The sequence below is a fragment of the Armatimonadia bacterium genome (genome assembly GCA_039679385.1).
In the GTDB taxonomy this organism is placed as follows: domain Bacteria; phylum Armatimonadota; class Zipacnadia; order Zipacnadales; family JABUFB01; genus JAJFTQ01.
The window spans coordinates 24,470-50,614 of the sequence record JBDKVB010000157.1 but is presented as its reverse complement, the minus strand read 5'-3'; the positions used below and the strand labels follow the sequence as shown (position 1 = coordinate 50,614).

The window sequence follows — 26,145 nt, the reverse complement described above, 5'->3', positions numbered from 1 at the left end:
GGAGAGTCCCGCCTTGCACCAGGCACGAAAAAAGCCGGAGGGAAGCGATCTCCCTCCGGCTCGGTGGTTCTGTGTTGCGTGAGCTAGCTTGACTAGTCGTCTTCGGCGGAGAACAGGTACTTGACAGCGACGCCACTGACGGTGTGGGTGGCAACCAGGGAGCCCTGGTTCATGGACTTCACGTGACCGTCGCAGAACAGGACATTGCTCTGCTCATTGTGCCGGTACGCGCCACTGACGGGCACCGCGGTGTAGGTCGTGGGAACGTCATACTGTGCTGCGGCCTCGAAGATGCCGGTGAGGTCGGTAACGAGAACAGTCTCGGCCGGAGCAGCAATCCTGGCCATCGCGACACCGTTCGGATAGGTTACGACCGGGCCACTGGCGCTGCCGGCACGACCGCCCCAGCACGCGCTGTTGATGGCGTAGGAAAGCTGGTCGCGCTTGACAACCTGGCCGCCCCAGGTGGTGCTGAGCAGCACGGTCTTGATGCCACTGGACGGGCAGTCCAGCATCTGCAGGTTCTTCATGTACGGCATCAGCATGTCGGCCCAAGTGGTGCCGTTGTTGTCGTTGGTCATACGCCAGGCACGGACCATCGTCTCGTCGTAGTCCTGGGCATACATCTGTGCGGCCAGGCCAACCTGCTTGAGGTTGCTCTGGCAGGCCGACTGGCGGGCCTTCTCACGTGCGCGAGCGAACACCGGGAAGAGGATCGCCGCGAGGATCGCGATGATTGCGATCACGACCAGCAACTCAATCAACGTAAAACCATGACGCCGTGCGTGCAACAGGTCCAGCTCCTTCCATCTCTGGTACTGATTGGTCCCACTGCGGGGACAAGCCCTTATACCCCAAACCTGACGAGGGTGTCAATGATCGTGATGGTAACAACCGGTGTGCCTCTCCCGGCTGCCGAAGGGCTCTTGGCGAGGCATGGAGGGATACCTCGGGGCTGCGGCGAAGTTTATTGGCTAGCCTTGAGTCACTCCGACGCATTCAACACGGGAGGCGATTGACGTGGTACGCATTGGCATTCTGGGCATGGGTTTCATCGGCCAGCAGCACTTCGGTACCTGGGCGACGGTCGAAGGCGCGCAGGTCGTAGCAGTGGCTGACAAGGAAGTCGACCGGGTGGCTGCCACCGCATCTGCCGTCGGCGGCAACATCGGCGAGGCAGCCGGTCTGGACCTCTCTGGCGTCAAACGCTACACCTCTCTGGAGGACATGCTATCGGCCGGCGGCATCGACGCCGTTGACGTGTGTCTGCCCACCTTCCTGCATCCAGTCATGACCGAGACAGCCATGGCCGGTGGCGTTCACGTGATCTGCGAGAAGCCCATGGCTCTCGACGTGGCCGCTTGCGATCGGATGCTCGCCGCGGCTGACAAGTACGGCAAGCTCCTCTTCATCGCCCAGTGCATCCGCTTCTGGCCCGAGTACGAGGTGCTGGCCAAGATGCTCCACGGCGGCGAACTCGGACGCCTCGTGAACCTCAAGCTCACTCGCCTTTCCGCCTCGCCCGGCTGGAGTCAGGGCGGCTGGCTCAACGATGCCTCCAAGAGCGGCGGCGCGCTCCTCGACCTGCACATCCACGACGCCGACTACATCCTGTCCTTGCTCGGGATGCCGCAGGCCGTCTACTCCCGCACCGGTCACGTGGCGCTTGCTGCTCCCGCCGTCGACCACGTCATCACCCAGTACATCTATGGTGACTCGATCGTGACAGCCGAGGGAGGCTGGGGCTTCCCCGCCGCCTATCCCTTCGAAATGGCCTTCGAGTGCCTCGGTGAGAAGGGCTGCCTGAGGTTCTCCAGCGCCAGGACCCCGAGCCTGCAGTTCATCCCGAACGAGGGCGATCCCTGGACGCCGGAGTTCCGCGCCACCACCGGCTACCAGCAGGAACTGGAGTACTTCGCCGCCTGCATCGCCGAGGGCAAGCAGCCTGAGCGCGTCCCGGCCTTCCAGGCTCGCGAAGCCGTGCGTCTGGTCACCGCGGAGAAGCAGTCGGCCACCACGGGGCAAGTCGTGACCCTGTAGTAGCGCAAGCCGGGGGACTGCACCAGGTCTCCCCTCACACCACAGCAGAAGGGCCAGGTGGAATCACACCGCCTCTCACGAGGGTGGCTGTGTCTCCCGCCTGGCCCTTGCCTTTACTGGTCGAGGAAATCGCTCACCGGCGCCGTATCCGACTCGTACTCCCGCGTCATGAGTGCGACGGTACGCTCTGCCCCGGTGGCGCAGGCACGGTGGACAAACTCCGCCTGGAGGTAGTCGATCCCGGGAGTCGGCGGTGCGCTCGGCGGCAAGGACTCGATCGCCACACGCCCAATCCACTCGTTCAGCACGGTTACGTTGAGGGGGGTAAGGTCGTACTGGGGGTTCGCCGAGCGCAGCGTCCAGCGCACCTCGGCAAGGTACTCGCTCTGGCTCTGGGCAATCTCGCGGTCGATGCGGTCGCAGGCGTTCTGGTATTCCAGCCGGAGCCGCCGCCCCGTCTCGGCCTTCTGTCCCAGGACTCCGCTCCACAACTGCGGGAACTGCTCGCGCAGCATCTTCTGCCAGACCAGGTCACTGAGGATATGCGAGAGCCACCCGACCCGGAAGGCCTGCTCGTCATGGCCTCCCTCACGAAGGGCGGGACGCAGGTGGTCTGCCAGGTAGTCACTAAGCCGCTGCCCGACGCCGTGGCGGTAGCGGAAGTGCAGAGCGCGGTAATCCAGCCCGGGGACGATCCGGTATGCGTCCGGGGCCAGCGAACCCATCAGCACGTGAGGGCGCACCCAGTCGGGCCACTGCAGACGGCGTCGAACATCGTCGGCCACGAGGATATGCGGCAGGGCGTTCATCCCTGGTCACCCCTGGAGGCCTGTCTCTCGATGCGCCGATTTGCTCCCGGCTTGCCGCTACTTTCGGCCTGTCCTAGTCCGCCTGCGTTGCGCTCAGCGTGAACAGCCGTGTGACACCGGCCTCGACCTCAAGGGTGAACTCCTCGACGTCGGAGGCGATCTTGGTCTGCGCAGGCAGCTCATAGACGTCCGCCCGCTGCGGCAGCCTGATCACGCGCTGCCCGGTCGACACCGGCGTCAGGCCGATCATCGAGCGCGTCGCATAGAGCCGATCGCCCTGATCGTCGTAGACATGCACTCCTGCCGCCACCGCCAGCGAGCGCAGGAGCTCCTGCGGCATGTTCGGTGCCAGCGAGAACACCGAAATCATGTTGTCCGTCCGTCGTGAGACCAGGCCGGGACCACCAGAAGGAGTGGTGCCCAGCACCTGGGCCACCGTATCCAGGGGCTCCAGCAAGGGACGCACGGCCCTCGCGATCCCATAGGTTACCGGTTCCTTCAGACCCGCGGTCAGCGTCGACTTCCCCGGCATCACCTTCACCTGCAGCGGCCCCACACCTTGCGCCGGTGACACCGAAATCCCGGTGAGTTGCCGTACCTGTCGCCCGTTGATGGTTATCCCCAGAGCACCGGGTGCCCCAAACCAGACCACGAGCGGGTTGCCGGTGAAGCTCTGGGTGATCTTGTCGATCGTCTGCGGTCCAAGCTGGAAGGCGTTCAGGAACAGATACATCTTGTAGCGGGGCAGCCGCTGGTCGAGGACATCCTGCAGCAGCCACACATCCACCGGCGCACCGAGCCGCCGCACCTGCTCCATCTGCAGGCACAGCAGCGGCTTCTTCACCGGGTTGCCCTGGCCGAAGTAGGCGGCGCTCTCGTCATCCACGATCACGGCGATCTGCGCTGCGCTATGAGCGTCGGCCGTGCAGGTCGGGAGCGTCGTCGCGGGCAGCGTATCCGAAAACACCGCCGGGGCTCCCTGCTCCATTGCGGCAGCCAGGGTCTCGAGCGTCCCGGTGCCCGCGCCGGCAAGCGCAGGCACATAGGCCTTGGCCGCTTCTCTCAGCGAGGCCGTCGGCATCAACAAGGCGCCGGACTGACCGTCCGCAGGAGGTCCGACGAAGAAGTCAACCTTCTTCAAGCCCAGGGCGGGCGTGAGTGCCAGGTGTCCGCCATCCTCAAGGCCACGGTCCCGTCCCGCCAGTTCCATGAAGTGCCCGTAGGCGGCGCCACACACCTTGCGGTCTTGCGCCGCGGTCTTCACAGCTCCCGCGAAATGATCCAGACAGCCGGCAATCGCCTGCGAAGCGAAGAGCCGGTAGTCCACCAGCGGTCGCCGCACCGAGGGATCCAGTACCCAGCCTTCGCTGGCAGACCGGTCGGTCGTCGCGGGAACGCGGATCTGGCTCCAGCTCATAACTGCCGGGGCGCTGTTGGGCTCCTTCGAGGGCTGGACCGGCTGACCCCACGCGCCACGCAACGCCTGAAGGTCACCATAGCGGTCGCGCAGCCAGCGTTGGAAGGCCTGCCGCTGAGGCTCGGAGTAGTCACCGTAGGCGTCGCCCTCCAGGTCCCAGGACAGCCAGCGGTTCTCCAGTCCCGCCGAGACCTGATAGGCAGCCACGCGATCGGCGAAGGGGCCCTGCTCCAGGTGGGTCACCACCGCCTGCAAGGCCGCAGCACCATCTGCCAGCCAGCTCGGCGAGCTGAAGGAAGGCTCGACTGCCTCCGGGCCACTCAGACCGGGACGAGGCGCTGCCGCAAGGAACAGCTCCTGCGCATGCTGCTTGTCCCACCATTCGGGCGAGCGCAGGACAAGCTCGGGAAGCAGATAGGCCGCCGGCGCTGCGGAGACCAGGGCGCTGACGGCCGAGTCCAGCGCCTCCCAGCGATACTCGCCGGGAGCGGTCCAGGCCACCGGGGCTGCGCCGGGAAGTGCCTTGCCAATCGCTACCCGGAACCGCAGGATCCGAGGACCGGGCACACTCAGCGGGGCCAGCGCGGGCAGCGGTGTCACGCTGCTGATGTCCTGCACCACAGCCACCGGAGCGTCGCCGATCTTGATCCGCGGGGCACCGCTCACCAGGTCAATCGTGCTGGTTGTCGACTCGACCACGCCGGGACTGGTGATCTTGAGACGAGTCGTCGGCAGCCGGTCGGGTGGCGGAAGGGTGACCTGCGCACGGTTGGCGCTGATCGTCACATCGTAGTCGCCCGCACTCATGCGCGGAGCCGTCGGCAAGCTCACTTCGCACGGCGGGAAGATATGCCCTGTCTGGACTCCGCCGGCAGGGACCTCGAGGCGCAGCGGAACTCTCGTCGCAGCAGTCCCCTGCAACGCGAGACCAACCGTCAGGTCGAGGCTCTCCGCTACCGGTGACTGCGCCCGCAGGCGAACTCGCAGATTGACTGGTGACCCAGCCTCAACCTCGCGAGGACCCATGAGCTCGATGGCGTCCAACTGGGCCGCGGGTCCCGAGTGGGCCCGGAGCTCATCAAGGTACAGATCGTACTCCGCCCGCGTCTGCAGGTGACCAACGCTCAGTGAAAGACTCTTGAGGGGGAAGCTGATGCCCGGTCGCGGGTCCGCCATGCCCGGCACCGGCTGGAACTCGCGCAGGTAGAAGGCCAGCTCGTACCAGTTGCGCTCCTCGCCCAGGGTGGCGGCCGGCGAGTTGTATACGGCCCCGTCGGCATCCTCCACTCGTACCACCAGCGCCCCCGGCAATCCTGCAGGGTTCTTGAGCCAGAGGGAAAGGGCATCGCACTGCTCGATGCCACTCCAGGCCATCCGCAGCTCAGCCCAGGTGTTTTCGCCCAGGGGCTGGAACTCCCAGCGGCAGCTCGCAGCACCGGCAGCCTTGGCCGCTGTGGTTCGTGACACCCGCAGGAGCCCGAAGGAGGATCGCGCCTCCGATGGCGGCACGGCAGACTCCCAGCCCGGCTGCTGCTCACAGTCGTTGAGCACCAGCGAGGTCCAGTCGGCGGGAAAGTGGTGGGAGCGGTCCGGCGCCGTCAGTCCCAGGGCGGCCGTAAGCGCCACTCCCAGGAGGGTGAGCGCTGCTACGAGGGCGATCCTGCAAAGGCAGTGCAAGGCAAAGCGTTCTGTGCGCAAGGTAATCACGGTGATAGGGTTTCTGGCTGCCAGGAGTTGATGTCCGCGTTCGCGCCACTGCCGCCTTCGATGTCGTCGCGCCCCAGACTCCACAGGTCAAAGGGGCGGGCCGGATGCCCGCCTCCGGGCGACACATAGTGCAGCTTGCGGCCCCAGCCGTCGAAGATGCTCGTGGACTGCCCAAGGTACGGACCGCGCCAATTCCGCGGCACCGGTTCCTCTGCAGGGCACTGCACCAGTGCGCGCAGTCCCTGCTGAGTGGTCGGGATCATGCCGCCGTTGTCAATGGCGTAACGGTCGAGGGCTTTCTCGATCTCCGTCATCCGCCCGTGCGTCAGGTCCCGCGACTCACGACGGTTTCGCGCCGCCAGTCGCGAAGTGATTGCGAACACCAGGGCGATGCACAGGACAAGGAGCCAGATCCGGCGGCGTACCCGCGCCCTGCTGGGGTAGGCCACTTCCTCAGCGTACATTCCTGATAGCTCCCGTGGCCAGGGGATCCGATCTCGACGGCAATCTGTGTGCGATTATACGCGGGCCCCTAAGGTCACGCAAGCTCACCAGCCCCGGCTCAGTGCAACCCCGGCCTTGGCGCAGCCCGCGAATCATGCTAACATGCAGCATATTGAGAACGACACCGGGAGTTGCCGAGGGCGGCTCCCGGTTGTTGTGCGCCAGGCCTTCCCATGTACGACCTGTGTGCGCACCGAGAATCCACCGGTAAAGGAACGATAGGTCGTGCAAAACGTCATCACCTCGATCCGCGAACGTGCCGCGAACTTCCACAAGCGTGTCGCCCTGCCTGAGGTCGAGTGCGATCGCACTCTCCAGGCCGCGGCTCGCGCCAGTGCCGCTAAGCTCGCTGAGATAGTCCTCGTCGGCTCGCCCAAGTACGTCCAGACGCGCTCCAAGGCTCTCGACCTGGACCTCTCCGCCGTGGAGATCATCGACCCGGAGGATACCGCCGTCCGGCAGGAGTGTGCCGAGGCCTACTACGAGGCTCGCAAGGCCAAGGGCCTGACCGAGGAAGAGGCCTATGAGGGAGTCGCCGACCCGCTGTTCTGTGCCTCCGCGCTTCTGCGCCTTGGCAAGGCTGATGCCAGCGTCGCCGGTCGCATCCACTCCACCGCCGATGTCCTGCGCCCTCTGCTGCGCATCGTGGGTACCAAGCCCGGCTGCAAGACCGTTTCGAGTTGCTTCATCATGACCACGCCGCAGCGCCACATGGGCGTCGACGGCATGTTCGTCTTCGGCGATCCCGGCGTCGTCCCGCAGCCGACCGCCGAGCAACTGGCCGACATCGCCATCAGCAGCGCCGAGAGCTGCAAGCTCTACTTCGAGGCCGAGCCGCGCGTCGCCATGCTCTCCTTCTCCACCAAGGGCAGCGCCGCGCACCCCGACGTCGACAAGGTCGTCGAGGCCACCCGGATCGCCCAGACCAAGCGCCCGGACCTGCTCATCGAGGGCGAACTCCAGGCCGACGCCGCGCTGGTGCCCGAAGTCGCCGCTCAAAAGGCTCCGAACGACCGCCTCAAGGGCACGGCCAACACCCTGATCTTCCCCGACCTCGACGCGGGCAACATCGCCTACAAGCTCGTCCAGCGTCTGACCGGTGGCGAGGCCTACGGTCCGCTCGTTCAGGGCCTTGCGAAGCCGGGCCTTGACCTGTCTCGCGGCGCCAGCTCCGACGAGATCGTGAATGTCATCGCCATTGCCGCCCTTCGCGCCGGTGAGGGCGTCTAGCCGAGGTTCCCGACCCTAGAACCCACAAGGCCCGGTCCTCCTCCCGCTGTACGGTTGCGAGAGAGAGGCCGGGCCTTCTCTTTGCTTCTTCTGCTTCTGCGCCCGTATCTGTGATGGCCGTGAGGAGTGCTGTGCCTTAGTCCTCTCCCGCGGGCTCGGCAATCGTCACCGCTGGTTCGGCCCCAAGGGCTCGGTGCGTCTCGGCGGCCGGAAGGGTGAAGAAGAACTCGGAGCCTTTGCCCACTTCGCTGTGTACGCCGATCTGGCCGCCATGCCGCCGCACGATCTCGCGACAGATGTGCAGGCCCAGGCCCAGGCCACCGCCGACCTCTCCGCGCTTGCCTTCGTCTTCATGCACGAACTTCTCGAAGATGACCTCCACACGGTCGGCGGGAATGCCGCAGCCTGTGTCCACTACCGAAACCCGCACTCCCTCCTCGGCAGGCGCAACAGCCACGGTCACCTGTCCGCCGGCGGGAGTGAAGCGCAGAGCGTTCTCCGCGAGATTCTGCAGCACCTGATCCAGCCGCGTGGTATCGCCCTGTACGACCGGGACCTCCGGCGCCACTTCGCAGGTCAGCACGATCCCCTGCTCCTGCGCAGTCCGCTCCAGCGAGCGGCACACGTCCCGCGCGATCTGCCCCACCGCCACCAAGTCAAGACTGAACTCCTCCGACCCGTCCTCAATCGAGGAGGCGTCCAGGAGGCGACCGATCAGGCGCGTGAGCCGACGGGTCTCGCTCTCCAGGATCCCGATCATCTCATGGCGCATCTCGGGTGTGAGCACGTCGACCATCCGCGACAGTACCTCGGCACTCGCGCGCAACCCATGGACGCGGCCCCGGAGCTCGTGGGACAGCAGTGCCAGCCCCTCTTCCTGTGCCCGAACCGTGTGCACCATGTCGGTGATATCCTTGCATACCACCACGGAGGCAGCCAGCTTGCCTGTCTCCGTCATGCACGGGACCGTCACACACTGGATCACCAGGGGCTGCGGCTGTTCCAGGCGGACCTCCCGCGCCTTGGTCTCGCGATGGGTCTGGCCCGGACCGGGCAGGTCGACCAGCAGCTCCGCAATCGGGGCCAGCCGTTCGGCGTTGGCCGGGTCATGCACGCTGGCGCCGACCAGATCCTGCGAGCGCACACCAAGCATCTGCTCGATGCGGGGGTTCACCACCGAGATCACGCCCTGGTCGCTCACCAGGACGACGCCCTCGGTAAGGTACTTAACGATCCGGTCGGAGGTAGCCTGCTCACGTCGAGCAACCTCGGACAGCGCGTAGGCCAGCCAGGCCACGACCACGATCGCCCCGACGCCCGCCATCATGGACCATATCAGGTCCGGGCCCGGCCTCGAGGCCACCAGCACAACATAGGCATTGCAGACGATCCCGACCACGGCCACCAGTTCAATGCCGCTGAAGAAGGCCGCCGCGAATACGACATCAGTGAGCAGGAGGACGGACATCGAGGTGAAGGCGCCGTCCATCGCCCAGAGGAAGACACTCATAAACAGAACATCGGCGATGACCAGGAAGCCGGCCATCAGGTGAACTTGCCCCTCGCGGCGGATCGACTGCCAGTTCACCACAAACCTGGCGAAGAGGGCATAGATGGCCGCGAAGGCCATCACACTTGCCGCAAGGCTGGTGCGGATGCCCTGCTCTGGCGGTGCGGTGTACAGCACCACGAGGAAGAAGCCCACGATGATGATGCGGATCTTGTCTGCCTGATCCAGGAGGCGGAACTCGAAGCTGCGGCGTGGATCGTCCATGGAGCTGCGCCCCTCCCCGAGAGTGCGCCTCGCTGTGCGGACAAGGTCCTGGCTCACCGCGCGCGTCTATCATAGTGAATCCATATTCAGAATACAAGATCCAAAACAACGAAGCTTGCCGCACCTTTCATGGGTGTATTGTAGACTGAACCTGTAGTTATGCTCTGGAACCACTCCTCCCACGACGCCAAGAATCACCCAGGGGCCGGTGCCATGCACTCGACCCCTGCGATCATGTTCCTCAGCCCCAGCCGCCCGGTAGATGCGCTGCAGTGGCTCCCGTCATCCCGAGGCGGCCGTGGCCCCGGCCCTGGCTAGGGCGAAGGCTGTGTAGTCTGGCTCACTCTCGCGGCACCAGTGCGCAAAGTGCAGGTAGTTGAGTACTTCACACCACCGCAGGGCGACGGGGTCGTAGTGCGAGGCGCCGCAGTAGCCCTCGATTATTGCCTCGTGCTCCGCTGGTGTATTGAGAAAGGTCGTGCGGGCCCGAAGGGTCCACGCCAGATCATACTCACGCCAGCCGCGTCCCGCGAACTCCCAGTCGATCACGCCGGTCAGCCTGCCACCTCTGAAGAGGACGCTGGCGGTGTTGAAGTCGCCGTGCACGAAGACCTCCTCGCGCCGCCGGGGTGCATTCTGGCCGAGCCACGCCACCAGTTCGTCAGAGGCTGGGTCACTCACGTCCTGCTCATCAGCGAGGCTCTCCAGGCGTCTCCGCTTCTGGTCGGGCCAGGCGAGGGGCAGCTCGTGTATCTGAGCCAGACACTGGCCGTAGGAACGGAGGTAGCCTGCCAGGTGATGCGTATCGCAGTGCGGCCGGCGCGGGTCAATGTAATCCCAGATGATGTGACCAGGTATGGTTTCGACGATCAGCAGAGCCGGCGGGCCCTCGTGATACCAGATGACTGCGGGAACGGGAATCGGGGAGGTCTCTAGCTGCCTCAGGACGGCCGCCTCGTTGCCAAGGCAGTCGCCCTCCTGGCGCGCAACCTTCAGATGGCAACTGATCTCACGGCCTTGCCAGCGGACACGGCAGGAGAAGACCTCGTTTGTCTCTCCTGTGTTGTCTCGCTTGGCCGAACGAAGCTCGAAATGAGCGGGCAATCGCAGATCGTCGAGGGCGGGAATCGCCATCTTCGCTCCGCCTCCTGGCAGGCTTCGCCCTGTCACCCCGTAGGCGCCACAGCACGGCCAGGCACCGCCCAGGGATGGGGTCCGGGTCTGTGCCCCGGGCCCGCGGAAGGGCTATCCTGGTTGCCCTTCGGGCCTTGTGTTCCGCGTCTACAGATACTTCCCGAAGAACTCGTAGGCCTTGTTGGCGGCGGAGCCGTGCTCGCCGGGGTCTATGTCGGCCCAGAGGTCCTCACCTACACCGGCGGCTTCGTAGATCTTGCGCAGGCGCTCGTAGCTGACCAATTGGTCCTCTATGTAGAAGCAGGTGCTGTGCACGCCCATCTCGACCAGCAGTGGACGCAGTGCAGGTCTATCCCTGCCTCCCCTGCACCAGTCGCACGGCGGCGGCCACCAGGCCCCCCAACACCAGCCCCGCGGCCACGGCCCCCAAAGACAGCCGTGCGAGTGCAGAGAATCCCCAGACAGGAGTAGCGTGAGCAGCGTGGTAGATACTGTTGGCATAGGGCACATCGACGACCAACATCGCCGCCACACCCATAGTGCCTGTGGCAAGACCGTACCAGAAGGCTCTCTTGGGAGTAGCGTCCTGGGCCGAGATGGCCACCAGCCAGACGAGTGCAGCAAGGACCAATAGCCCGTAGACCAGCCTGACCGGCGACCGGAGGTAATCCATGGCCTTCGCATTGACCGAGCAGACGACGCTCTCGCCGAGGCTGACGACAACAAAAACCAGGAAGGGCACCAACCACGCGCGAGGCAAGGTGGCTTCCCTGACCATCGCTCTTCCTCCTTCGGCGTAACCACGTCCTGATTACAGTTGACGGCGTATGAACGGCTCTGTACTGTCCCTCCCGCTCAGATGCATCCGGCACACCATCTGCAAGGCTCGACTCAAAGGGGCCTCACAGGTACTTCCCAAAGAACTCGTAGGCCTTGTTGGCGGCGAAGCCATGCTCGCCGGGGTGCATGTCGGCCCAGAGGTCCTCTCCCACACCGGCGGCTTCGTAGATCTTGCGCAGGCGCTCGTAGCTAACCAGTTGGTCTTCTATGTAGAAGCAGGTGTCATGCACGCCCATCTCGACCAACAGCGGACGCGGTGCGATCAGACCGGCGATGTCGTGGGTGTCGAAGTACCGGAAGATCTCCGGCACGATCTGCGAGCCGCAGAAGTTCGCACGGTTGATCCCGAAGCGCTCCCAGGGGTTCAGGTATCCGATGATGTCGGCGCACTGCAGACGCGGTTCGGCCGCCGTCGCGAAGGTGGTCATCGTCCCGCCCTGCGACAGTCCCATCATCCCGATGCGCTCCGGGTTCACCTCGGGCCGCGTCTCCAGGTAGTCGACGCAGCACTTGATGTCCCAGATGTTGAGGGTGAGGGTGTAGAGGCCCAGGACCGCTCCGCGGATGAAATGGACGTTGCACTTGTCGCGACCGGGGTAGGGATTGCCGCCATCGCCGCGCTCACCAAACACCCGCAGGTCTGGACTGAGCGTCACGTAGCCGGCCCTGGCCATCAGCTCACCATAGTTGTACTTGTGCTGGGCGATACTGGCGGCCTTGTCCGGGGTGGTGGCGTTCCCGGCGACCGGGTCCTTGCCATAGGGACCATGCCCGTGGCTGCAGACGATGGCCGCACCGCTCTTGTCCGCCGGCATATCCACTGGGCGGAGGACGGTGCAGGGCACCGACATGAACTCCTCCGAGTCGAACACGACGCGTTCGCGGATCAGCCCGTTGTCCTCGATGCTGAAGATCACCTCCGGCTCGAGCGGCACCGGCTGCGGGAAGTCGCCCAGCAACTCGAAGAACTTCTCACTGGCCTTCGCCTGCCATTCCTCGAAGTCGGCTTCCGTTGTGCCCTTGAAGGTCAGAAGCGGCTCCCAGTCTTTCGCAATTCGGTTGAAGTACTCCACCATCGAGAAGTTACGCTTGGCCATCTTGATCGCCTCCTGAGGCACCCTATTCGGCGGCGGTCGGCTGCACTCCTCGCAGGATTGTCGAGCGCGCCGGGGAACTGAGCTTACATGCGGGGACGAAGGCGTAGGTTCATCTCTCCCCGTCGGGGGGAGACACAGAACCAGAATCCGGGATGCGGCTGCCTGCTCACGCTGTGGCTGGTCCTCGTCGTCCTGAACACCGTAGCGGCTGCGCTGCGGAGTTTCTTCGAGTGGATGGCGCAGGTCAACTGGAGCACCGTTGTGATTGCCTCCCTGGGGGTCGTGTGCCTCAGCGGCCTGCTCTTCCTCGCCTACCTTCCTCTTGGCGACTGGCTTGAGGACCGTCGACGCAGGAAACGATGGCGTCGCGAGCACCCGCAGGTCGAGGCTATCGACCGCAGCGTCATGACCGCGAGCGGCACGCCCGACGAGGGGCACACCGCGAACAACGGTCAGCCAGTCTGCCCATACTGTCAGTCACCGCTGCGCGAGGGAGAGCCGCGTTTCGTCTGCCCTGCCTGCGGGATACCCCATCATACTGATTGCTGGCGCGAGAACGGTGGCTGCACGACCTACGGCTGCCGCCAGGCGCCTCAGCGATAGCAGTCCGACTCAGGAGGCCCCATATGAAAGCGACGATCACCCGGATGGTGCTACTCATGACTCTCCTAACCAGTCCGGCATGGTGCCAGGCTGACTTCGACGACGGTTTCGACGGGCCCACGTTGAACCCGCGCTGGGAGTGGTTTGTCCCGAAGGCCGGTCCGACGTACTCCCTGAAGGACTCACCCGGCAGTCTGCGCATCACGCTGCCACAGTCCAAGGACGGCTTCAATCACTGGAACGCCCGGGAGGCCGACAAAGCGCCGCTGCTTCTCACCGCAGCCCCGCAGGGGGACTTCACCGTCGAGACGCACCTTCGCGTCGTCTCGCACGGGCCGGACAGCAACTTCCACCTCGGGCTGATCGTTGGCTTCTCGCGTCGCTTCGTCCTGGCCTGGGGACCCTTCTACGCGCCGGCCCTGGGCAACCCGAAGGACAAGCCGGAGATCTGGTGCGAGCCCACCGGGCAGCCCAGATTCCTTGTGGACAAGGGCGACGCCCGTGACGTATTCCTGCGCATCACCAAGACGGGCCGCAGCTACGCCATGAGCCTGCGACGCAGCGACCAGGCTCCCTGGGTATCTCTCGGCTCCTGGGAGTCGGCTTGGCCGGCGCGGTACGTCGGCTTCATGGGCAAGACCTTTGGCGACGGCCCGGCCGTGGTTGCCGACCTGGACTACCTCAAGGTCGAGAGCAGGCCCGCGGTTCAGTCGCCCACTCCGACGGCCACTGTGCGGGTTGACTGCTCGAAGCCGACCTGGCCGCTTGACCCCATGCGCCATGGTCACTTCATCGAGCACCTGGGACGCTGCATCGACGGCGGCCTGTGGGCCGAGGTCCTCACCAACCGTAAGTTCACCGGCAAGGTCGGCGCCGAAGGTGTCGTCGAGGGCTGGCAGCCCTTCGCGGCCTCACCGGGCGTCAGCTACTCCCGCGACAACGTCGAGTACTACTGCCCGAGCCAGTCGCAGCGCATCACAGCGACCGCGGCGGACAGCAAGTTCGGCATCCTCCAGCCCAAGCTGAAGCTGCGCGGCGGCGTCGCGTACAAGGTCAGACTCGTTGCCCGCCAGGAGGGTCTGACCAAGCCCGTCAGCCTTGGCTTCTTGAGCGACGGCAAGCCGCTCTCTCCCCTGCAGTCGATCACTATCGAGCCCAAGTGGACGGTCTCGGAGGTAACCCTTGCGCCGCTGCCGGGGGAGACTGAGGCGAGCTTTGCGATCACCGGCGAAGGCGCAGGCAAGCTCTGGCTGGGTGCGGTGTCGCTGATGCCGGCGGACAATGTCGATGGCTTCCGGGCCGATGTCCTCCAGGCGATCCGCGAGATCAAGCCACCTGTCCTGCGCTGGCCAGGCGGCAACTTCGTCTCGCAGTATGACTGGCGCGACGGCCTCGGCGAGCGTGACCGACGACCACCACGCTGGAACCGTGCCTGGAACCAGTGGGAGTGGAACGACATGGGCACAGACGAGTTCCTGCGCCTGTGCCAACTCGTGGACACCGAGCCCTACATCTGCGTCAACTGCGGCGAGGGGCAGGCCACGGAGGCGGCCGCCTGGGTCGAGTACTGCAACGGCTCCGCGCAGTCCGGCTGGGGCAAGGTTCGAGCCGCCAACGGTCACCCGCAGCCCTACGGGATCACCATCTGGGGCGTCGGAAACGAGATGTGGGGCGACTGGCAGCACGGGCACCTGACCGCGACGAACTACGGCATCAAGTCCGTGGAGTTCGCCCGAGCCATGCGTGGCGTCGACCCGTCCATCAAGCTCATCGGCGACGGCGTTCAGACCGAAGCCTACAACGGCTGGAACCGCGAGGCCTGCCGGATCGCCGCGCAGACCTATGACTGGCTCTCCGTCCATCACTATGCCGACATACCGGCAGCCACCGACACGGTCCTGGCCTACTCCCTGGCCCTCGCAACCCCGGTGTCCATTGAGCGGATGCTGGCCGACACCTTCCAGATCGCCCGGGACGCTTCGGGCAAGGACCTGCCCATCGCCTTTGACGAGTGGAACATCACCCACGGCGGGGCTCCCTACTCGCTCCGAGACGGCCTGTACGCCTGCGGCGTGTTCAACGCTCTCAACCGCCTGGGGCCGAAGGTTCCCATGGCAAACCTGGCGCTCCTGATCAATGTGCTCGGCGCGACGCAGGTGACGCCGACGGCCACGGTTCGCACGCCGACTCACCAGGCCTTTGACCTGTACACCAATCACTCCGGCACCCTTGGCGTTCCCGTGGCGGTCGAAGCTCCGACCTACAGCTTCGCGGGCTCTGCCAATCTGACGGCCCTGGACGCTGTGGCAAGCCTCTCCGCCGACCGCAAGACGCTCTATATAGCTGTACTGAACCGGCTGCCGGGAGACGACGTTCGCGCCACGCTGAACCTGTCCGGATTTGCGTCCACGGACTCGGTCAAGGTCATCACGCTCAACGGCCAGACCCCGGAGGCCGCCAACACGCCGGAAGCGCCGGACCGGGTCCGTCTGCAGAGCCGCAGCCTTAGCCTGCGCGACGCCATGGCCTACACCTTCCCGGCCCATTCAGCGACCGTGCTGGAGTTCCAGGCACGGGCGGAGTAGGGCCTGCGTGCCGCGAGTGTTCGCGGCACGCTAACCTGAGCTAAGCACCTGACAGCATGTGTCAGGTACTTAGGGCAGTCTGGAGACTGCCATGAGTCAGCACGACGAGGACAAAGGACCCACCTCGTGGGAGCAACGAGTGAGCTGGGGGCAGGCCTGCGGATGCCTGCCCCTCCAGCTCCTCGGTCTAGTCTGCATCCTGGCGGCTGCCGAGCAGTTCAGGAAGGACCTCGGCTCACACGATCCTTTCATGCTTGCCGTAGGGCTGATTGCGGCCGCGGCGGCTCTTGGCGTGATCTTCGGCGCAGTCTACCAGGCGAGGAAGTGCGAGAAGCCCATCGAAGTGGACCTGGAGGCTTCGGGGACCGCAACACCGGGCGTCACCTTGGAGGAAGGGTCCTCTAAGCACCCCGAAGTCTGCCCCTTCTGTCAGACTGAGATCGCGCCGGACGCGGAACGTGTGGTCTGCAGCTTCTGTGACATCCCTCATCACCGGGAATGCTGGCAGGAGAATGGGGGCTGCACGACGTATGGATGTACCAGTGGTCATGGGGGCAGCGAGTGAGAGACAGGTGAGCGGACGTGCGCGAGGCGTTCTTCCCCTGGCCCTCGGCGGTGGGGCAGTGCGTCGGCTGGCTGCTGCTGATCGCCGGGTCACAGTGGGTGGCAATGGAGCTGGTGAGCCAGGTCGAGGGTGATCCGGACCTGGGGCGCAGGGCCGTGCTGCTGGGCTATGGCGGCCTGCTCCTGGTCCAGGTGTACGCCCTGGTGCGGATCATGCTGGTCCTGCGGGAGTTGGTGGCGTGGACCAATCGCCAGGCTGAGGCTCGTGCACGGTCCTGGATGGCCAACGAGCCGGGAGGCTGGCTGATTCCCGATGCCGTGGTCGGCGGGGAGAAGTGTGCGATCTGCGGGATGCCGATTCCGGATGCCTGGATCGAGGTCCAGTGTCTGGAGTGTCGGCGCTGCTACCACCGCTCCTGTTGGGCCCGACGTGGTCAGCTCTGCGTGGGCGAGAAGTGCCCCAATGGTGACCCTGACACACCGCTCGTTGTCTTCTCCGGGATCGCCGTCATCGACGCGCGCCGATCAATCGCCGGTCTTGACCCCGTACCTCCCCTGCGACGAGTCTCCCATGAACTTCGCTGCCCCTACTGTCAGTCTATAATACCGGCAAACGCAGAACACGTGATCTGCCCATCGTGCGGCATTCCCCAACACCCCGACTGCTGGAGGGAGAACGGGGGCTGCGCAGTATATGGGTGCCTGTGGGGACCGCACGGACTGTGAGGAGGTGTAGGTATGCAGCAGGTGCCACAGGATTGGCCAGGCAAGGTGAAGCATTGCGCATGGTGGGCGGTCTCTATCTTCCTGTCGTGGATTGTGGGGGCACTTGTGCTCCCCGGGCTTTCGCACTCGGAGATCATCACGCCGGAGGTCGTGGACTACGGCCAGTGGGCCATCCTGATCTTCCAGCTCTACGCCCTGATCGAGGTTGGCCTGGGGCTACGGGCGCTGACCTGGCTGAGCTCGCATCGGGCCGACAAGGAAGCTCACGAGCACGCTGCCCTGGGCGCGCACGTGGTGCTGACCCCGAGCTGGCTGTACCAGGACGTGAGCAGCCGCTGCACCGCTTGCAGCAGGCCGCTTATCGTCGCCTGGACGACAGTGGAGTGTCTGGCCTGCAAGCGCAAGTATCATGACCGGTGCTGGCGGGAGGTCGGGGCGCGGTGCGTGGGTGAGGACTGCCCGCATACCCAGCCGTCGATCGACCCCTCCTGGACCGAGCGTCCCGACACCACAATCGGACCCACCGCCGGACCGGCTCCGCAGCCCTAACAGGTCTGGCATAGAAAGGACGGCCCTCCGCTGGGGGAGGGCCGTCGGGTCGGCCGGTCAGTCCTCTTGTGGCTGAGCGCGCCGATCAGATTCCGGAGGGTGGCACAGCCGCAGCGTCTCCTGCGGCTGCTATGGCTTGCGGGTCGACGAACTCGCGATAGCCGGTCATGTCCACAGGGGTGCCCGGGCAGGCCCAGTCTGCACCGAGTTCGCTGAAGAGCTTCTTCTCGGCAGCGGCCTGGTCGATCAGCTCGCGGATCTGCGCCATCTTGTCCCAGCCGATCTTGTGGATCTTGCCGGAGCTGGTGTAGACCCCGTTGATGGCCAGTGTCGCCTTCATTCCCCGATCCAGCGGAGCGTACAACCGAGGCGCGGTCCCGCGGATGCAGTCGATGAAGTTGTTGTGCATCTGCTCGCCCTCGGCCTTCTGGTCGAAGACAATCTCCTCGCCGCTGTTCAGCCTGACGGTCGCGCTCTTCGTGTCCCAGCTCGCGGTCCCCTTGCTGCCGGTGATCTCCAGCGTGGTCCGCTCGGGCTGGTCGAAGTTGCAGGTGGTCGCGTACAGATACAGCGTGGCCTCGTCCAACTGTGCGCGCAGGCAGGCGAGGTCCTCCATTTCGATGCCGTCATGAACCGTGTAGGTCTCGGCCTGCACCTGCTGCACGGTGGCATGGTCGTCGAGTCGAGTCCCCATCTGCAGGGCGCTGTTCATCGTGTGGACAGCCTGGTTCATGAGCACGCCGTCGAAGCAGGCCTTGCCCTCGACGTAGCGCTTCCCCGCCCAGTGTGCCCGCTGGTAGTACTCGTCGGTGCGCTTCCAGGCCATCACGGCCACAACCGTCTGCAGCTCACCCAGGCCGCCCTCCATGATGAACTTCTTCAGTGCCTGAGAGTGTGGGAAGCCGGTGTACTGGAAGTCCACAGCCACAAGACGCTGCTTCTCTTGGGCCAGCTCGAGCTCGCGGTAGGCATCCTGGATCAGCACGGTCACGGGCTTCTCCACGAAGACATGGAGACCGCGCTCCAGGCAGCCGAGGGTGTACTCGGAATGGAAGTGGTGCGGCACAGCGAGGACTACTGCCTCGACCTCGTCCTGCAGGTCGTCGAGCAGGTCCCACAGGTGCCAGTAGACGCGCAGGCCACGGTCCTTGAGCTCCTGGACGGCACCGGCCTGTGCCTCCTGGAATCGCTCGGCAGCGGCGACGAGCTCGTAGCGTTCGTTCTGCAGGATCAGCTTGCGATGGTGGCCACCGATGCCACCAAGGCCACAGAGCGCCAGGCGGACGGGCTTCATGGGAAGACCTCCGAAGAGAAAGGGGAAATCGCGCCAGAGTGGGGGGATGGTTCGGCGAGAAGCGCGCCAGCACCTCTCACCGAACCAAAGAGGGGCGTCTCGCAAAGGGGAGACGCCCCGAAAGCTAGCAGCAGGCCGGGATGTGTCTGCTGCACTGTGAGCTACCAGATCAGGGCCCCGTTGCGATCTACCGACCAGTCGAAAACGCGGGCACCGGCCTCGGCGAGAGCATGCCTTACGGCATAGTCGCGATTCGGCCCACAGTGGAACATCATCGCACCACCGCCACCGGCTCCACAGACACGGCCACCAGTAGCGCCAGCCTTGCGAGCCACCTCGAAGAGCTCCTCGATGCGGTCGTTGGTGACGTCCGGGTGCAGCCTGCGGTGCAGGTGCCAGACCTCGGTGAGCATCTCGCCAAGCCCGTCGAGGTTGCCGCGCAGGAGCTGCAGCTTGATGTCGTCCGCACACACGCTCATCTGCTTGAGCGCGTCAATGACGCCCTCGTTTCGGGCCTCGACACCCACGGCCACGGCATCGAGGATGTTCTTGGCCGGCCGGGAGATGCCGGAGTAGCAGACGATGATGTCCTTCTCAAGCGCCGCGATCGTCGGGGCATGAAGGGGCAGCAGATCGACCTCAATGTGCCAGCCCACTTCGCGCGGCCAGTACTTCATATACTTCACGCCGCCACCAGTGACGGGCGAGTACTGATCCTGCCAGCCGTAGGTGGTGCGCAGCGCAACGGTCTCGCACTCGCGGGCAAGCTCGGCCATCTCGTAGGAGGTGAGCTTGAACCCGGTCAGGGCGTCCAGCGCCGCAATGATGCAGGTGGCGATCGTCGAGGAGGACCCGAGGCCCGCCCCCGCCGGCATCTCGGAGTAGGTCGTGAGCTCTACCCCGGTCTTGAGGTCGAAGCGGCGGACGATCTCCTGGGCCAGGCCCAGTTCGCCGTCCGGATCGAGCGCTTCCTTGCTCTCCACCACCAGGCGTTTGTCGCCCTGATCGGGAGCATGGAAGATGATGAGCCCGTCGCATCGCTCCATGGCGGTCGCGTAGATGTACTTGTTGATCGTCGCGTTGACGATGCTGCCGCCGAACAGATCACAGGCGGGCACGTAGTCGGTCATGCCCACAAAGTCGATGCGCAGCGGCGAACGAGCGTGAACCATGCGGACAGAAGACATTCGGGACCCCTCCCTCGGGAACAGTACCAAGCTTAGCATACACCCCTTGCCTATGTAACCAAGAAGGACGAATTCAGTTCCCGGCCGCCGGGCAGGTTTCGTCCCTTCACCAGGAACTGGGCAAGCACCAACCCGAGCCCCTGGTGGACACTTGGGGCGAAGAGAGGTACGCTTATCCCTCCGAGGTGTGGAGGAGACTGCCGCGAGTATGGCCGGCCGACTCGGCCAACTGAAGGATGCGGGGCTGAACTGAAGGACATGATGGACACGACTTCACGAATCGAGGCACTGCGACACCAGGCCCGGCGCCTGGCCCGTTCCGGCGACCTTGAGGGCGCTGCGGCGAGATTCGCGGAGGCGGAGCGAATCGCCGAGGAAGCGCAGGAGCCGGTACCGGCGAGACTGCTCCAGGCAGAGCGCGAACTCCTGAGCGGGCACCCGCAAGAGGCTCTCCAGGCCGCCGAGTTGGCGCTGGAGGCTGATGCCGAGTGCGAACGTGCCCGGGATCTGCGGGCCGAAGCTCTGCGTCGGATTCGCGATGAGGCGCCGCCACAGACAGGTCTGGAGTTGCACCTGTGCGCACGAGTGGGCACCTACCGCGACTATGCGAGAAAGCTCGCCCGGCCGACCGACACCGTGATTGAACTCGGGGCGGCGGAAGGGCATACCACGATCCACCTGGCGCGACGCGTTGCGCGAGTGATCGCCGTTGAGAAGACCACCCAGAGTCTCGAGCGCGGTCGCGAACGCTGCGCCGACTTCGACAGCATCCTCTGGCTGCAGTGCGACGCCTTCGAGACCGGTGAAGTGGCGCAGGTCGCGCCTCAGGCCGACCTGGTGTTCATCGACGTAGGCGGCTCAGCCTGGCCTTCGATGGCGCTGCGACTGGCGGCGATCTACCGGCATGTCTTCCGGCCCCGGGCGATCGTGATTCGCAATGTCGAGCTGAATGACTTCGTGCTGGCCGCCCGCGACTGTGAGCAAGACGCCGAGGCCGGTCCCTGGCGAAACCCCTACCGCTGAGACGCAGCTACTATGAGTCACCCACGCGAACGCTTCGTTGTACTGGCGGATTTCATCGTCGACCATTTTCCTCTGCCCTCCACCCGGCGGGTGCTGGACATCGGTGGCAGCATGGGGCTTTTGGCCTACCACCTTGCCCGCCGAGGGTATGAGGTGACGGTGGTCGATCCGCGCCGCAAGGCGGTGAAACGCCACTACCGCAAGCTCGCCAAGCGAGCAGGGTTCTTCTCGCGGATGAGCTACCAGCAGCGCCCGCTGGCCGACACGGACAACGCAGACCTGCTCGTCGGTCTGCACCCGGACGAGGTCACCGAGGCCGTCATCAAGCAAGCTGCGAGAGCTCAGCGACCCTTCATCGTCGTGCCCTGCTGTGTGATGCCCGAGGACGGTCAGCACCGAAGCTATCAGGAATGGTGCGACTACCTCGCCGACCTCGCAGCAGGTAGTCACGAGGTGCACACGGAAATCCTGCCCATGGAGGGCGCGAACTTTGCGATCTGGGGAACGCCCCTCTCGTCAGCTTCTCAGACCGCAACTCCGCCGACCCTTTCCAGGAGGCCCTACATGTCCGCGTCTTTGTGGGAGCCGAACTTCGACCGCGTCCTGACCGTGCTGCGCCGAGACGGTGAGCCCGACCGGGTACCCTTCTTCGAGCTGTTCCATGACCAGCCGATCCTCGAAGCGGTGATGGGGCGACCAACTCCCGCAGACCCGCACCAGAACCGTCGGTTCCGCGTGGAGTTCATGCAGAGGCTCGGGTATGACTTCGTGCGCGGCAACCACAGCTTCGCCTTCCCCGGTCGGCAGTCGCTGATCGCCGATGACACGGAGACGACGCAGTCACGCGGCAAGCGAGGGTGGAAGGACGAGCACCACGGGCCGATCGAGAGCTGGGAGGACTTCGAGAAGTACCCCTGGCCGCGAATCGAGGACGCGAGCTTCGAGGACGTCGAGAAGCTGCGGCCGCAGATCCCCGACGGGATGAAGGTGACCGTGACCTTGCCCGGCGGCGTGCTGGAGAACCTGACCGCGCTGATGGGCTATGAGCCGTTGTGCTATGCGCTGGTCGAGCAGCCGGACCTGGTGCGAGCCGTGGTGGACAAGATCGGCGAGGGCGAGCTTGCGGTCTACAAGGTCCTCGCGGACATGGACCACGTCGGCGCACTGTGGCTCAATGACGACCTGGGGTTCAAGACGCAGACGATGATCTCACCGGCGCACCTGCGCGAGTACGTCTTCCCCTGGTACCGCAAGCTGGTGAGTTACGCCCATGGGCACGGCAAGCTGGTGATGATCCACTCCTGCGGCAACCTCTCGCAGGTGATGGAGGACCTGATCGACATCGGCATCGACGGCAGGCACTCCTTCGAGGACGTGATCCAGCCGGTCGCCGACTTCAAGGCCCAGTACGGCAGCCGCATCTCAGCGCTGGGCGGGATTGACGTCGGTGTGCTGGCCCGTGCCACGGAAGAGGAAGTGCGCCAGTACACCCGGCGCGTCCTGGAGCAGTGTGCTCCCGGTGGCGGCTATGCGCTTGGCTCCGGGAACAGCGTGGCTAACTACGTTCCAGTGCGCAACTTCCTCGCCATGCTCGAGGTCGGCAAAGAAGTAGGCGTCTACCAGCGATAGTGTCGGCGGCAAGCCCGCCGACACTATCGAAGACACGAAGCGCCTGTCTACGCCAGCCAGGGACCGTTCTGCTGGCTGTTGGGCGTGTAGCAGTGCAGCTCGATCCGGTTCCCGTCGGGATCGGTGAGCCAGCACTGGTAGCTGTTGTCCTTGCCGAGCTTGATCTCCCCGACCTCGACACCCTTCGCTTTCAGGTCCGCAGCAGTCGCCTCGATGTCGTCTACCTCCAGGCAGAAATGCCGGTAGGAGCCGCCCTTCGACTCCTCGTAGTTGCCCTGGAAGAGCTCGATGAAGCTACGGCCGCCGATATGCAGATAGCAGCCATGGCGGACGCCCTGATCGTTGATGAAGTCGAAGGCGTGGGTGAAGCCCAGCTTGTTCGCGTAGAAGTCGAGCGATGCATCCAGGTCTTTGACGGTGAAGCAGAGGTGGGCGAGTGCGGTCACCATTGATAGGTTCTCCTTTGTGGGTTTGTGAAGGTCGGTCTCAGCGCGCCGCGAAGTTGAGCTTCAGGTCACCGGAGGTCCCGTTGCGGAAGCTCTGGCCCTCGCTGTACGCCCAGCCCTCGACACTGCAGTAGACGCGGCCCTCCGTGCTGCTCTGGACCCAGGTGCCGTTGGCTAGCTGTACGGCCAGCGCCACGGCGCCGAACTTGTAGCAGTCACCGCCGGCGTTGTCCAGCCGCAGCGTGTTCTCCAGTTTCAGCAGACGAAGCTGGTCGGGCTTGAGATCAAGAACCACTTCCTGCCAGGCATCCAGCTCGCCCTTGTTGGGCGGTACCGGCAGGAGCTTCTCGCCATTGAGGTAGATGAACTTGTCGCGGTACTCCGGCTCGGAGTTGGCGCCGAAGACTCGCAGACGTAGCTTGCCCGCTTTGAGTGTGGCCAGGTCGGCGGCAGTGAGAGAGCCCTGAGGCTGCGAACGCGAGAGCCTCGTGTCCGGGACGATCTGGAGCGTCTGGCGACGGAAGCCCTGGGAGACAGCGAAGGGCAGCGGCTTCGAGTTGGCGGGAGCTGCGGTCTTCAGATCGCCGCCAGAGACAGGGCGGTCAGCTACAAACCAGGCGCTGAGGGTAACCTCGGGCTCCGAGAAGGGCTGAGTGCCGCGACCCGGCAGCGTGGCGACGACCTCGATTGCCTTCCCCCGGGAGCCACTCAGGTCGAGGCTGTAGAGCGCCCAGTCTGTGCCTCCAGCTCGACGAGGCTTCACGGGCGTCTGGTCGAGGGTGATGCGGTCGAAGGCGAAGGCGGAGCCGGCTCCACGGGCGATCAGGTACAGGTCGCAGCGCTGCATATCCTCGTCAGGCACCGTGAACTGCACCGTCACGGCGGCCTTGCCGTTGGTGTCGGTGCTGATCTGACCGACAGCACCCTCCAGGGCCGGGACGCAGGCCGGCTGAATCGCCGGGGCAAGGCCGGGCTCCAACTCGACCAGCATCACGCTCGCCCCGCTCACGGACAGCGTGATCGGCTTGCCGGAAGTGAAGGTGGTGGGCAGGTCCTCGATATAGGGATACACCACGCGACCCCGGAAGGACCGACCCGAGGCACCTCGGTAAGCGACACTCTTGTCGAAGGGAATCTCGACGCCCTGATCCTGCAGCCCCGGATTTCGCAGACACAGGATGCCCCGATCGCCGAGCCAATGGACATAGCCATAGACTTCGCCCTTCTTCGGATCGCCGCCGACCATGAGCGCCTTCTCGAGGACCGGGCTGCGGTCGACGGCCCAGCGGGTCGTCTCGCCGAGCGGCTGCCACCAATCCTGCGGCACCATCTCGGGAGTGATGTAGAGCTCCTTGAGTTGGACGCCGCGACCGTAGTACATGACGATGTGATCGGACCACTCGCGCAGGGTCTCCTGCGGTCCACCCAGTCGGTTGTAGCGTCCGTGGGTGATCCCGTGGGTCATCATTGCGGAGACGGGGACGAGCCGGCGCTGCACATGATATAGGTTGTACAAGTGGGCATCGCGGTAGCTCATCTCCCACTCACGCGGCGAGAGCATCGGCCAGCTCTTGTCGTAGCCGGTATCCGAGGAGCCCATCCAGATGCTGTCGGCGTGCACCAGCCACCAGGGCGACATCCAGACACTGGAGGTTACGTTCAGGAAGATGTCCGGCTGAAGCTGTCGCTCGTAGGCCAGCAGGTCCAACTCGGCGTCGAGATTCGCCTCGTGCCCGTGGCGGTCGTCCGGGAGGTGTCCATGACCGGCGGCGGTGCAGCGCAAGGTGTTGAAGTCGTGCTTGTAGTAGGCGCAGTTGCCCTGCTGGATGATCTTGCGCGTGGCCTCGCGGAAGGCGGCGTTGTACTTCTGACCGACCAGGCAGTAGAAGCGTCCGCGATCGGACTTCTCGAAACCGTTCTGCGCGCCCCAGTCGGTGTTGAGGTTCGTGCCATTCAGGGGCATCCAGATTCCGAAGCGAGTGCCCCGTGCCTCCAGGGCTTCCTTCAGCGGGCGGAAGCCCTCGGGGTAGAGGTTCTTGCGCGGTGCCCAGATGGAGGCGTAGTCCTGCCAGCCGTCGTCGGGGACGAAGGCATCCATCTTCAGCCCGTAGGGCTCCAGCAGGTTCGCGCGGTAGGCATCATAGGTGGCCACGAGGTTGGCCACGCTCAGTTGGTCACCGCGCCAGTCGTACCAGCTATTGTAGTGCAGGAAGTTGCGCGGCGGCCTGCGCAGGGAGTTGAGGTAGTCGCTGAAGGCCAACTCCAGTGGATCGCCGGGCTGTCCGACACCGGCGATGGCCGTCTTGCTCACCACCAGCCAGCGCCCGGCGGCATCGCGATGAGCCAGCCCAGGGAAATGCGCCAGGGTGACGAGGCCGTCGGTCACAGCCGTCTGACTTCCCGGGTACTCCAGCCCCACGAACCAGGCGGAGCCCAGGAAGACCGGCTCGCCTCGTCCGCCACGATCGCCCGGAGTCTCGGTCCGGAAGCGTTCGACCTGCAGCTCATCCACGGCGCCGTCAGGCGGCATCACGCAGGCGACGGTCTTGCGCAGGTACGGGGTGTTGTCGACCCAGTAGCGGAGGATCAGCTCCTGCGGTGCACCGGCCGGTAGCACACCCCGAGGCCGGTAGCGCAGGCTGACTTCGGCGTGCGAGGAGTTGACCGCGATCTCGGGCTCGTCGACGAAGGTGTAGTCGGCGAGAGTCAGCTCCGTGCCGTCCATCAGCCGGATCAGCACCTCGTCGCTGGTGGTCTGCACGACATCGCTGCCGTCTGCTCGGGACAGCGACTGCGTTCGCCAGACTCCGTCACGCTGCACCAGCACGCGCTCGACAAGGTCATTGCGCAAAGTCAGCCTGCCGGAAGAGACAGTGGCCTGCGGGGAGGCTAGGGCAAGGGAGACGGCCATCAGAAGGCTGAGCAGCGTCGACAGCATCTCAGATCACCTCGGCCCTGGATTGGTGCACACAGGTTCGCAAGGCACC

Annotated in this window: 22 protein-coding genes; 9 read left to right on the top strand and 13 right to left on the bottom strand. The window is 65.0% G+C overall.

What is annotated here, in order from left to right; genetic code table 11:
- Positions 1-92: 92 nt before the first annotated feature.
- The gene (locus ABFE16_18380; protein ID MEN6347272.1) at positions 93-791 is read right to left on the bottom strand and encodes a DUF1559 domain-containing protein; all 699 of its coding nucleotides are present in this window, start codon (positions 789-791) and stop codon (positions 93-95) included.
- Positions 792-1,020: 229 nt separating this feature from the next.
- On the opposite strand from ABFE16_18380, the gene ABFE16_18375 reads away from it, so the two are divergent.
- Positions 1,021-2,040 (top strand): Gfo/Idh/MocA family oxidoreductase, encoded by a 1,020-nt coding sequence (locus tag ABFE16_18375; protein MEN6347271.1) that lies wholly within the window; start codon positions 1,021-1,023, stop codon positions 2,038-2,040.
- 113 nt (positions 2,041-2,153) lie between these two features.
- Here the strand turns inward: ABFE16_18375 and ABFE16_18370 are convergent, their stop codons facing one another.
- The 3 genes from ABFE16_18370 to gspG all read right to left on the bottom strand — a co-directional run bounded on the left by ABFE16_18370 (position 2,154) and on the right by gspG (position 6,437).
- Entirely contained in the window at positions 2,154-2,849 is a 696-nt protein-coding gene (locus tag ABFE16_18370; protein MEN6347270.1) for a zinc dependent phospholipase C family protein, read from the bottom strand.
- 73 nt (positions 2,850-2,922) lie between these two features.
- Positions 2,923-5,943: a beta-galactosidase gene (locus tag ABFE16_18365; protein MEN6347269.1), complete on the bottom strand. Its 3,021-nt coding sequence runs from the start codon at positions 5,941-5,943 to the stop codon at positions 2,923-2,925.
- A 26-nt stretch (positions 5,944-5,969) separates the two neighbouring features.
- On the bottom strand, positions 5,970-6,437 hold the full coding sequence (gene gspG, locus ABFE16_18360; protein MEN6347268.1) for a type II secretion system major pseudopilin GspG: 468 nt from the start codon (positions 6,435-6,437) through the stop codon (positions 5,970-5,972).
- 265 nt (positions 6,438-6,702) lie between these two features.
- Between gspG and pta the strand changes: the two genes are divergently transcribed.
- Entirely contained in the window at positions 6,703-7,707 is a 1,005-nt protein-coding gene (gene pta / locus ABFE16_18355) for a phosphate acetyltransferase (GenBank protein ID MEN6347267.1), read from the top strand.
- Between the two features lie 136 nt (positions 7,708-7,843).
- Here the strand turns inward: pta and ABFE16_18350 are convergent, their stop codons facing one another.
- The 5 genes from ABFE16_18350 to ABFE16_18330 all read right to left on the bottom strand — a co-directional run bounded on the left by ABFE16_18350 (position 7,844) and on the right by ABFE16_18330 (position 12,552).
- Positions 7,844-9,481 carry a PAS domain-containing sensor histidine kinase gene (locus ABFE16_18350; GenBank protein MEN6347266.1) on the bottom strand — a complete coding sequence of 546 codons (1,638 nt, stop codon included), beginning with the start codon at positions 9,479-9,481 and terminating at the stop codon, positions 7,844-7,846.
- Between the two features lie 282 nt (positions 9,482-9,763).
- Positions 9,764-10,615, bottom strand: a complete 852-nt coding sequence (locus ABFE16_18345; protein MEN6347265.1) for a phosphotransferase — start codon at positions 10,613-10,615, stop codon at positions 9,764-9,766.
- A 147-nt stretch (positions 10,616-10,762) separates the two neighbouring features.
- Positions 10,763-10,930: a hypothetical protein gene (locus ABFE16_18340; protein ID MEN6347264.1), complete on the bottom strand. Its 168-nt coding sequence runs from the start codon at positions 10,928-10,930 to the stop codon at positions 10,763-10,765.
- A 34-nt stretch (positions 10,931-10,964) separates the two neighbouring features.
- Positions 10,965-11,393, bottom strand: coding sequence for a hypothetical protein (locus ABFE16_18335; protein MEN6347263.1), 429 nt, complete (start codon positions 11,391-11,393; stop codon positions 10,965-10,967).
- A 124-nt stretch (positions 11,394-11,517) separates the two neighbouring features.
- Positions 11,518-12,552: an alpha/beta hydrolase family protein gene (locus tag ABFE16_18330; protein MEN6347262.1), complete on the bottom strand. Its 1,035-nt coding sequence runs from the start codon at positions 12,550-12,552 to the stop codon at positions 11,518-11,520.
- Between the two features lie 87 nt (positions 12,553-12,639).
- Here ABFE16_18330 and ABFE16_18325 point away from each other — a divergent pair, with 87 nt between their 5' ends.
- The 5 genes from ABFE16_18325 (at position 12,640) to ABFE16_18305 (ending at position 17,579) form a co-directional block, all read left to right on the top strand.
- On the top strand, positions 12,640-13,155 hold the full coding sequence (locus ABFE16_18325) for an RING finger protein (protein ID MEN6347261.1): 516 nt from the start codon (positions 12,640-12,642) through the stop codon (positions 13,153-13,155).
- Positions 13,156-13,178: 23 nt separating this feature from the next.
- On the top strand, positions 13,179-15,740 hold the full coding sequence (locus ABFE16_18320; protein ID MEN6347260.1) for an alpha-L-arabinofuranosidase C-terminal domain-containing protein: 2,562 nt from the start codon (positions 13,179-13,181) through the stop codon (positions 15,738-15,740).
- Positions 15,741-15,831: 91 nt separating this feature from the next.
- Complete coding sequence (locus ABFE16_18315) at positions 15,832-16,305, top strand: RING finger protein (GenBank protein ID MEN6347259.1); 474 nt, start codon at positions 15,832-15,834, stop codon at positions 16,303-16,305.
- A 17-nt stretch (positions 16,306-16,322) separates the two neighbouring features.
- A complete protein-coding gene (locus ABFE16_18310) occupies positions 16,323-17,030 on the top strand; it encodes an RING finger protein (protein MEN6347258.1) in 708 nt (235 codons plus the stop codon).
- A 12-nt stretch (positions 17,031-17,042) separates the two neighbouring features.
- On the top strand, positions 17,043-17,579 hold the full coding sequence (locus ABFE16_18305; GenBank protein ID MEN6347257.1) for a hypothetical protein: 537 nt from the start codon (positions 17,043-17,045) through the stop codon (positions 17,577-17,579).
- Positions 17,580-17,664: 85 nt separating this feature from the next.
- On the opposite strand, the gene ABFE16_18300 is transcribed toward ABFE16_18305, so the two are convergent.
- Entirely contained in the window at positions 17,665-18,873 is a 1,209-nt protein-coding gene (locus ABFE16_18300; protein MEN6347256.1) for a Gfo/Idh/MocA family oxidoreductase, read from the bottom strand.
- Between the two features lie 161 nt (positions 18,874-19,034).
- Positions 19,035-20,060, bottom strand: a complete 1,026-nt coding sequence (locus tag ABFE16_18295) for a hypothetical protein (GenBank protein ID MEN6347255.1) — start codon at positions 20,058-20,060, stop codon at positions 19,035-19,037.
- A 258-nt stretch (positions 20,061-20,318) separates the two neighbouring features.
- Here ABFE16_18295 and ABFE16_18290 point away from each other — a divergent pair, with 258 nt between their 5' ends.
- Together ABFE16_18290 and ABFE16_18285 are read left to right on the top strand one after the other, a co-directional pair.
- A complete protein-coding gene (locus ABFE16_18290) occupies positions 20,319-21,083 on the top strand; it encodes an SAM-dependent methyltransferase (GenBank protein MEN6347254.1) in 765 nt (254 codons plus the stop codon).
- Positions 21,084-21,095: 12 nt separating this feature from the next.
- Positions 21,096-22,712, top strand: coding sequence for a uroporphyrinogen decarboxylase family protein (locus tag ABFE16_18285; protein MEN6347253.1), 1,617 nt, complete (start codon positions 21,096-21,098; stop codon positions 22,710-22,712).
- 47 nt (positions 22,713-22,759) lie between these two features.
- Here the strand turns inward: ABFE16_18285 and ABFE16_18280 are convergent, their stop codons facing one another.
- Both ABFE16_18280 and ABFE16_18275 read right to left on the bottom strand, forming a co-directional pair.
- Complete coding sequence (locus tag ABFE16_18280; protein MEN6347252.1) at positions 22,760-23,161, bottom strand: VOC family protein; 402 nt, start codon at positions 23,159-23,161, stop codon at positions 22,760-22,762.
- A 37-nt stretch (positions 23,162-23,198) separates the two neighbouring features.
- Positions 23,199-26,096, bottom strand: coding sequence for a hypothetical protein (locus ABFE16_18275; protein ID MEN6347251.1), 2,898 nt, complete (start codon positions 26,094-26,096; stop codon positions 23,199-23,201).
- Between the last annotated feature and the right edge of the window lie 49 nt (positions 26,097-26,145).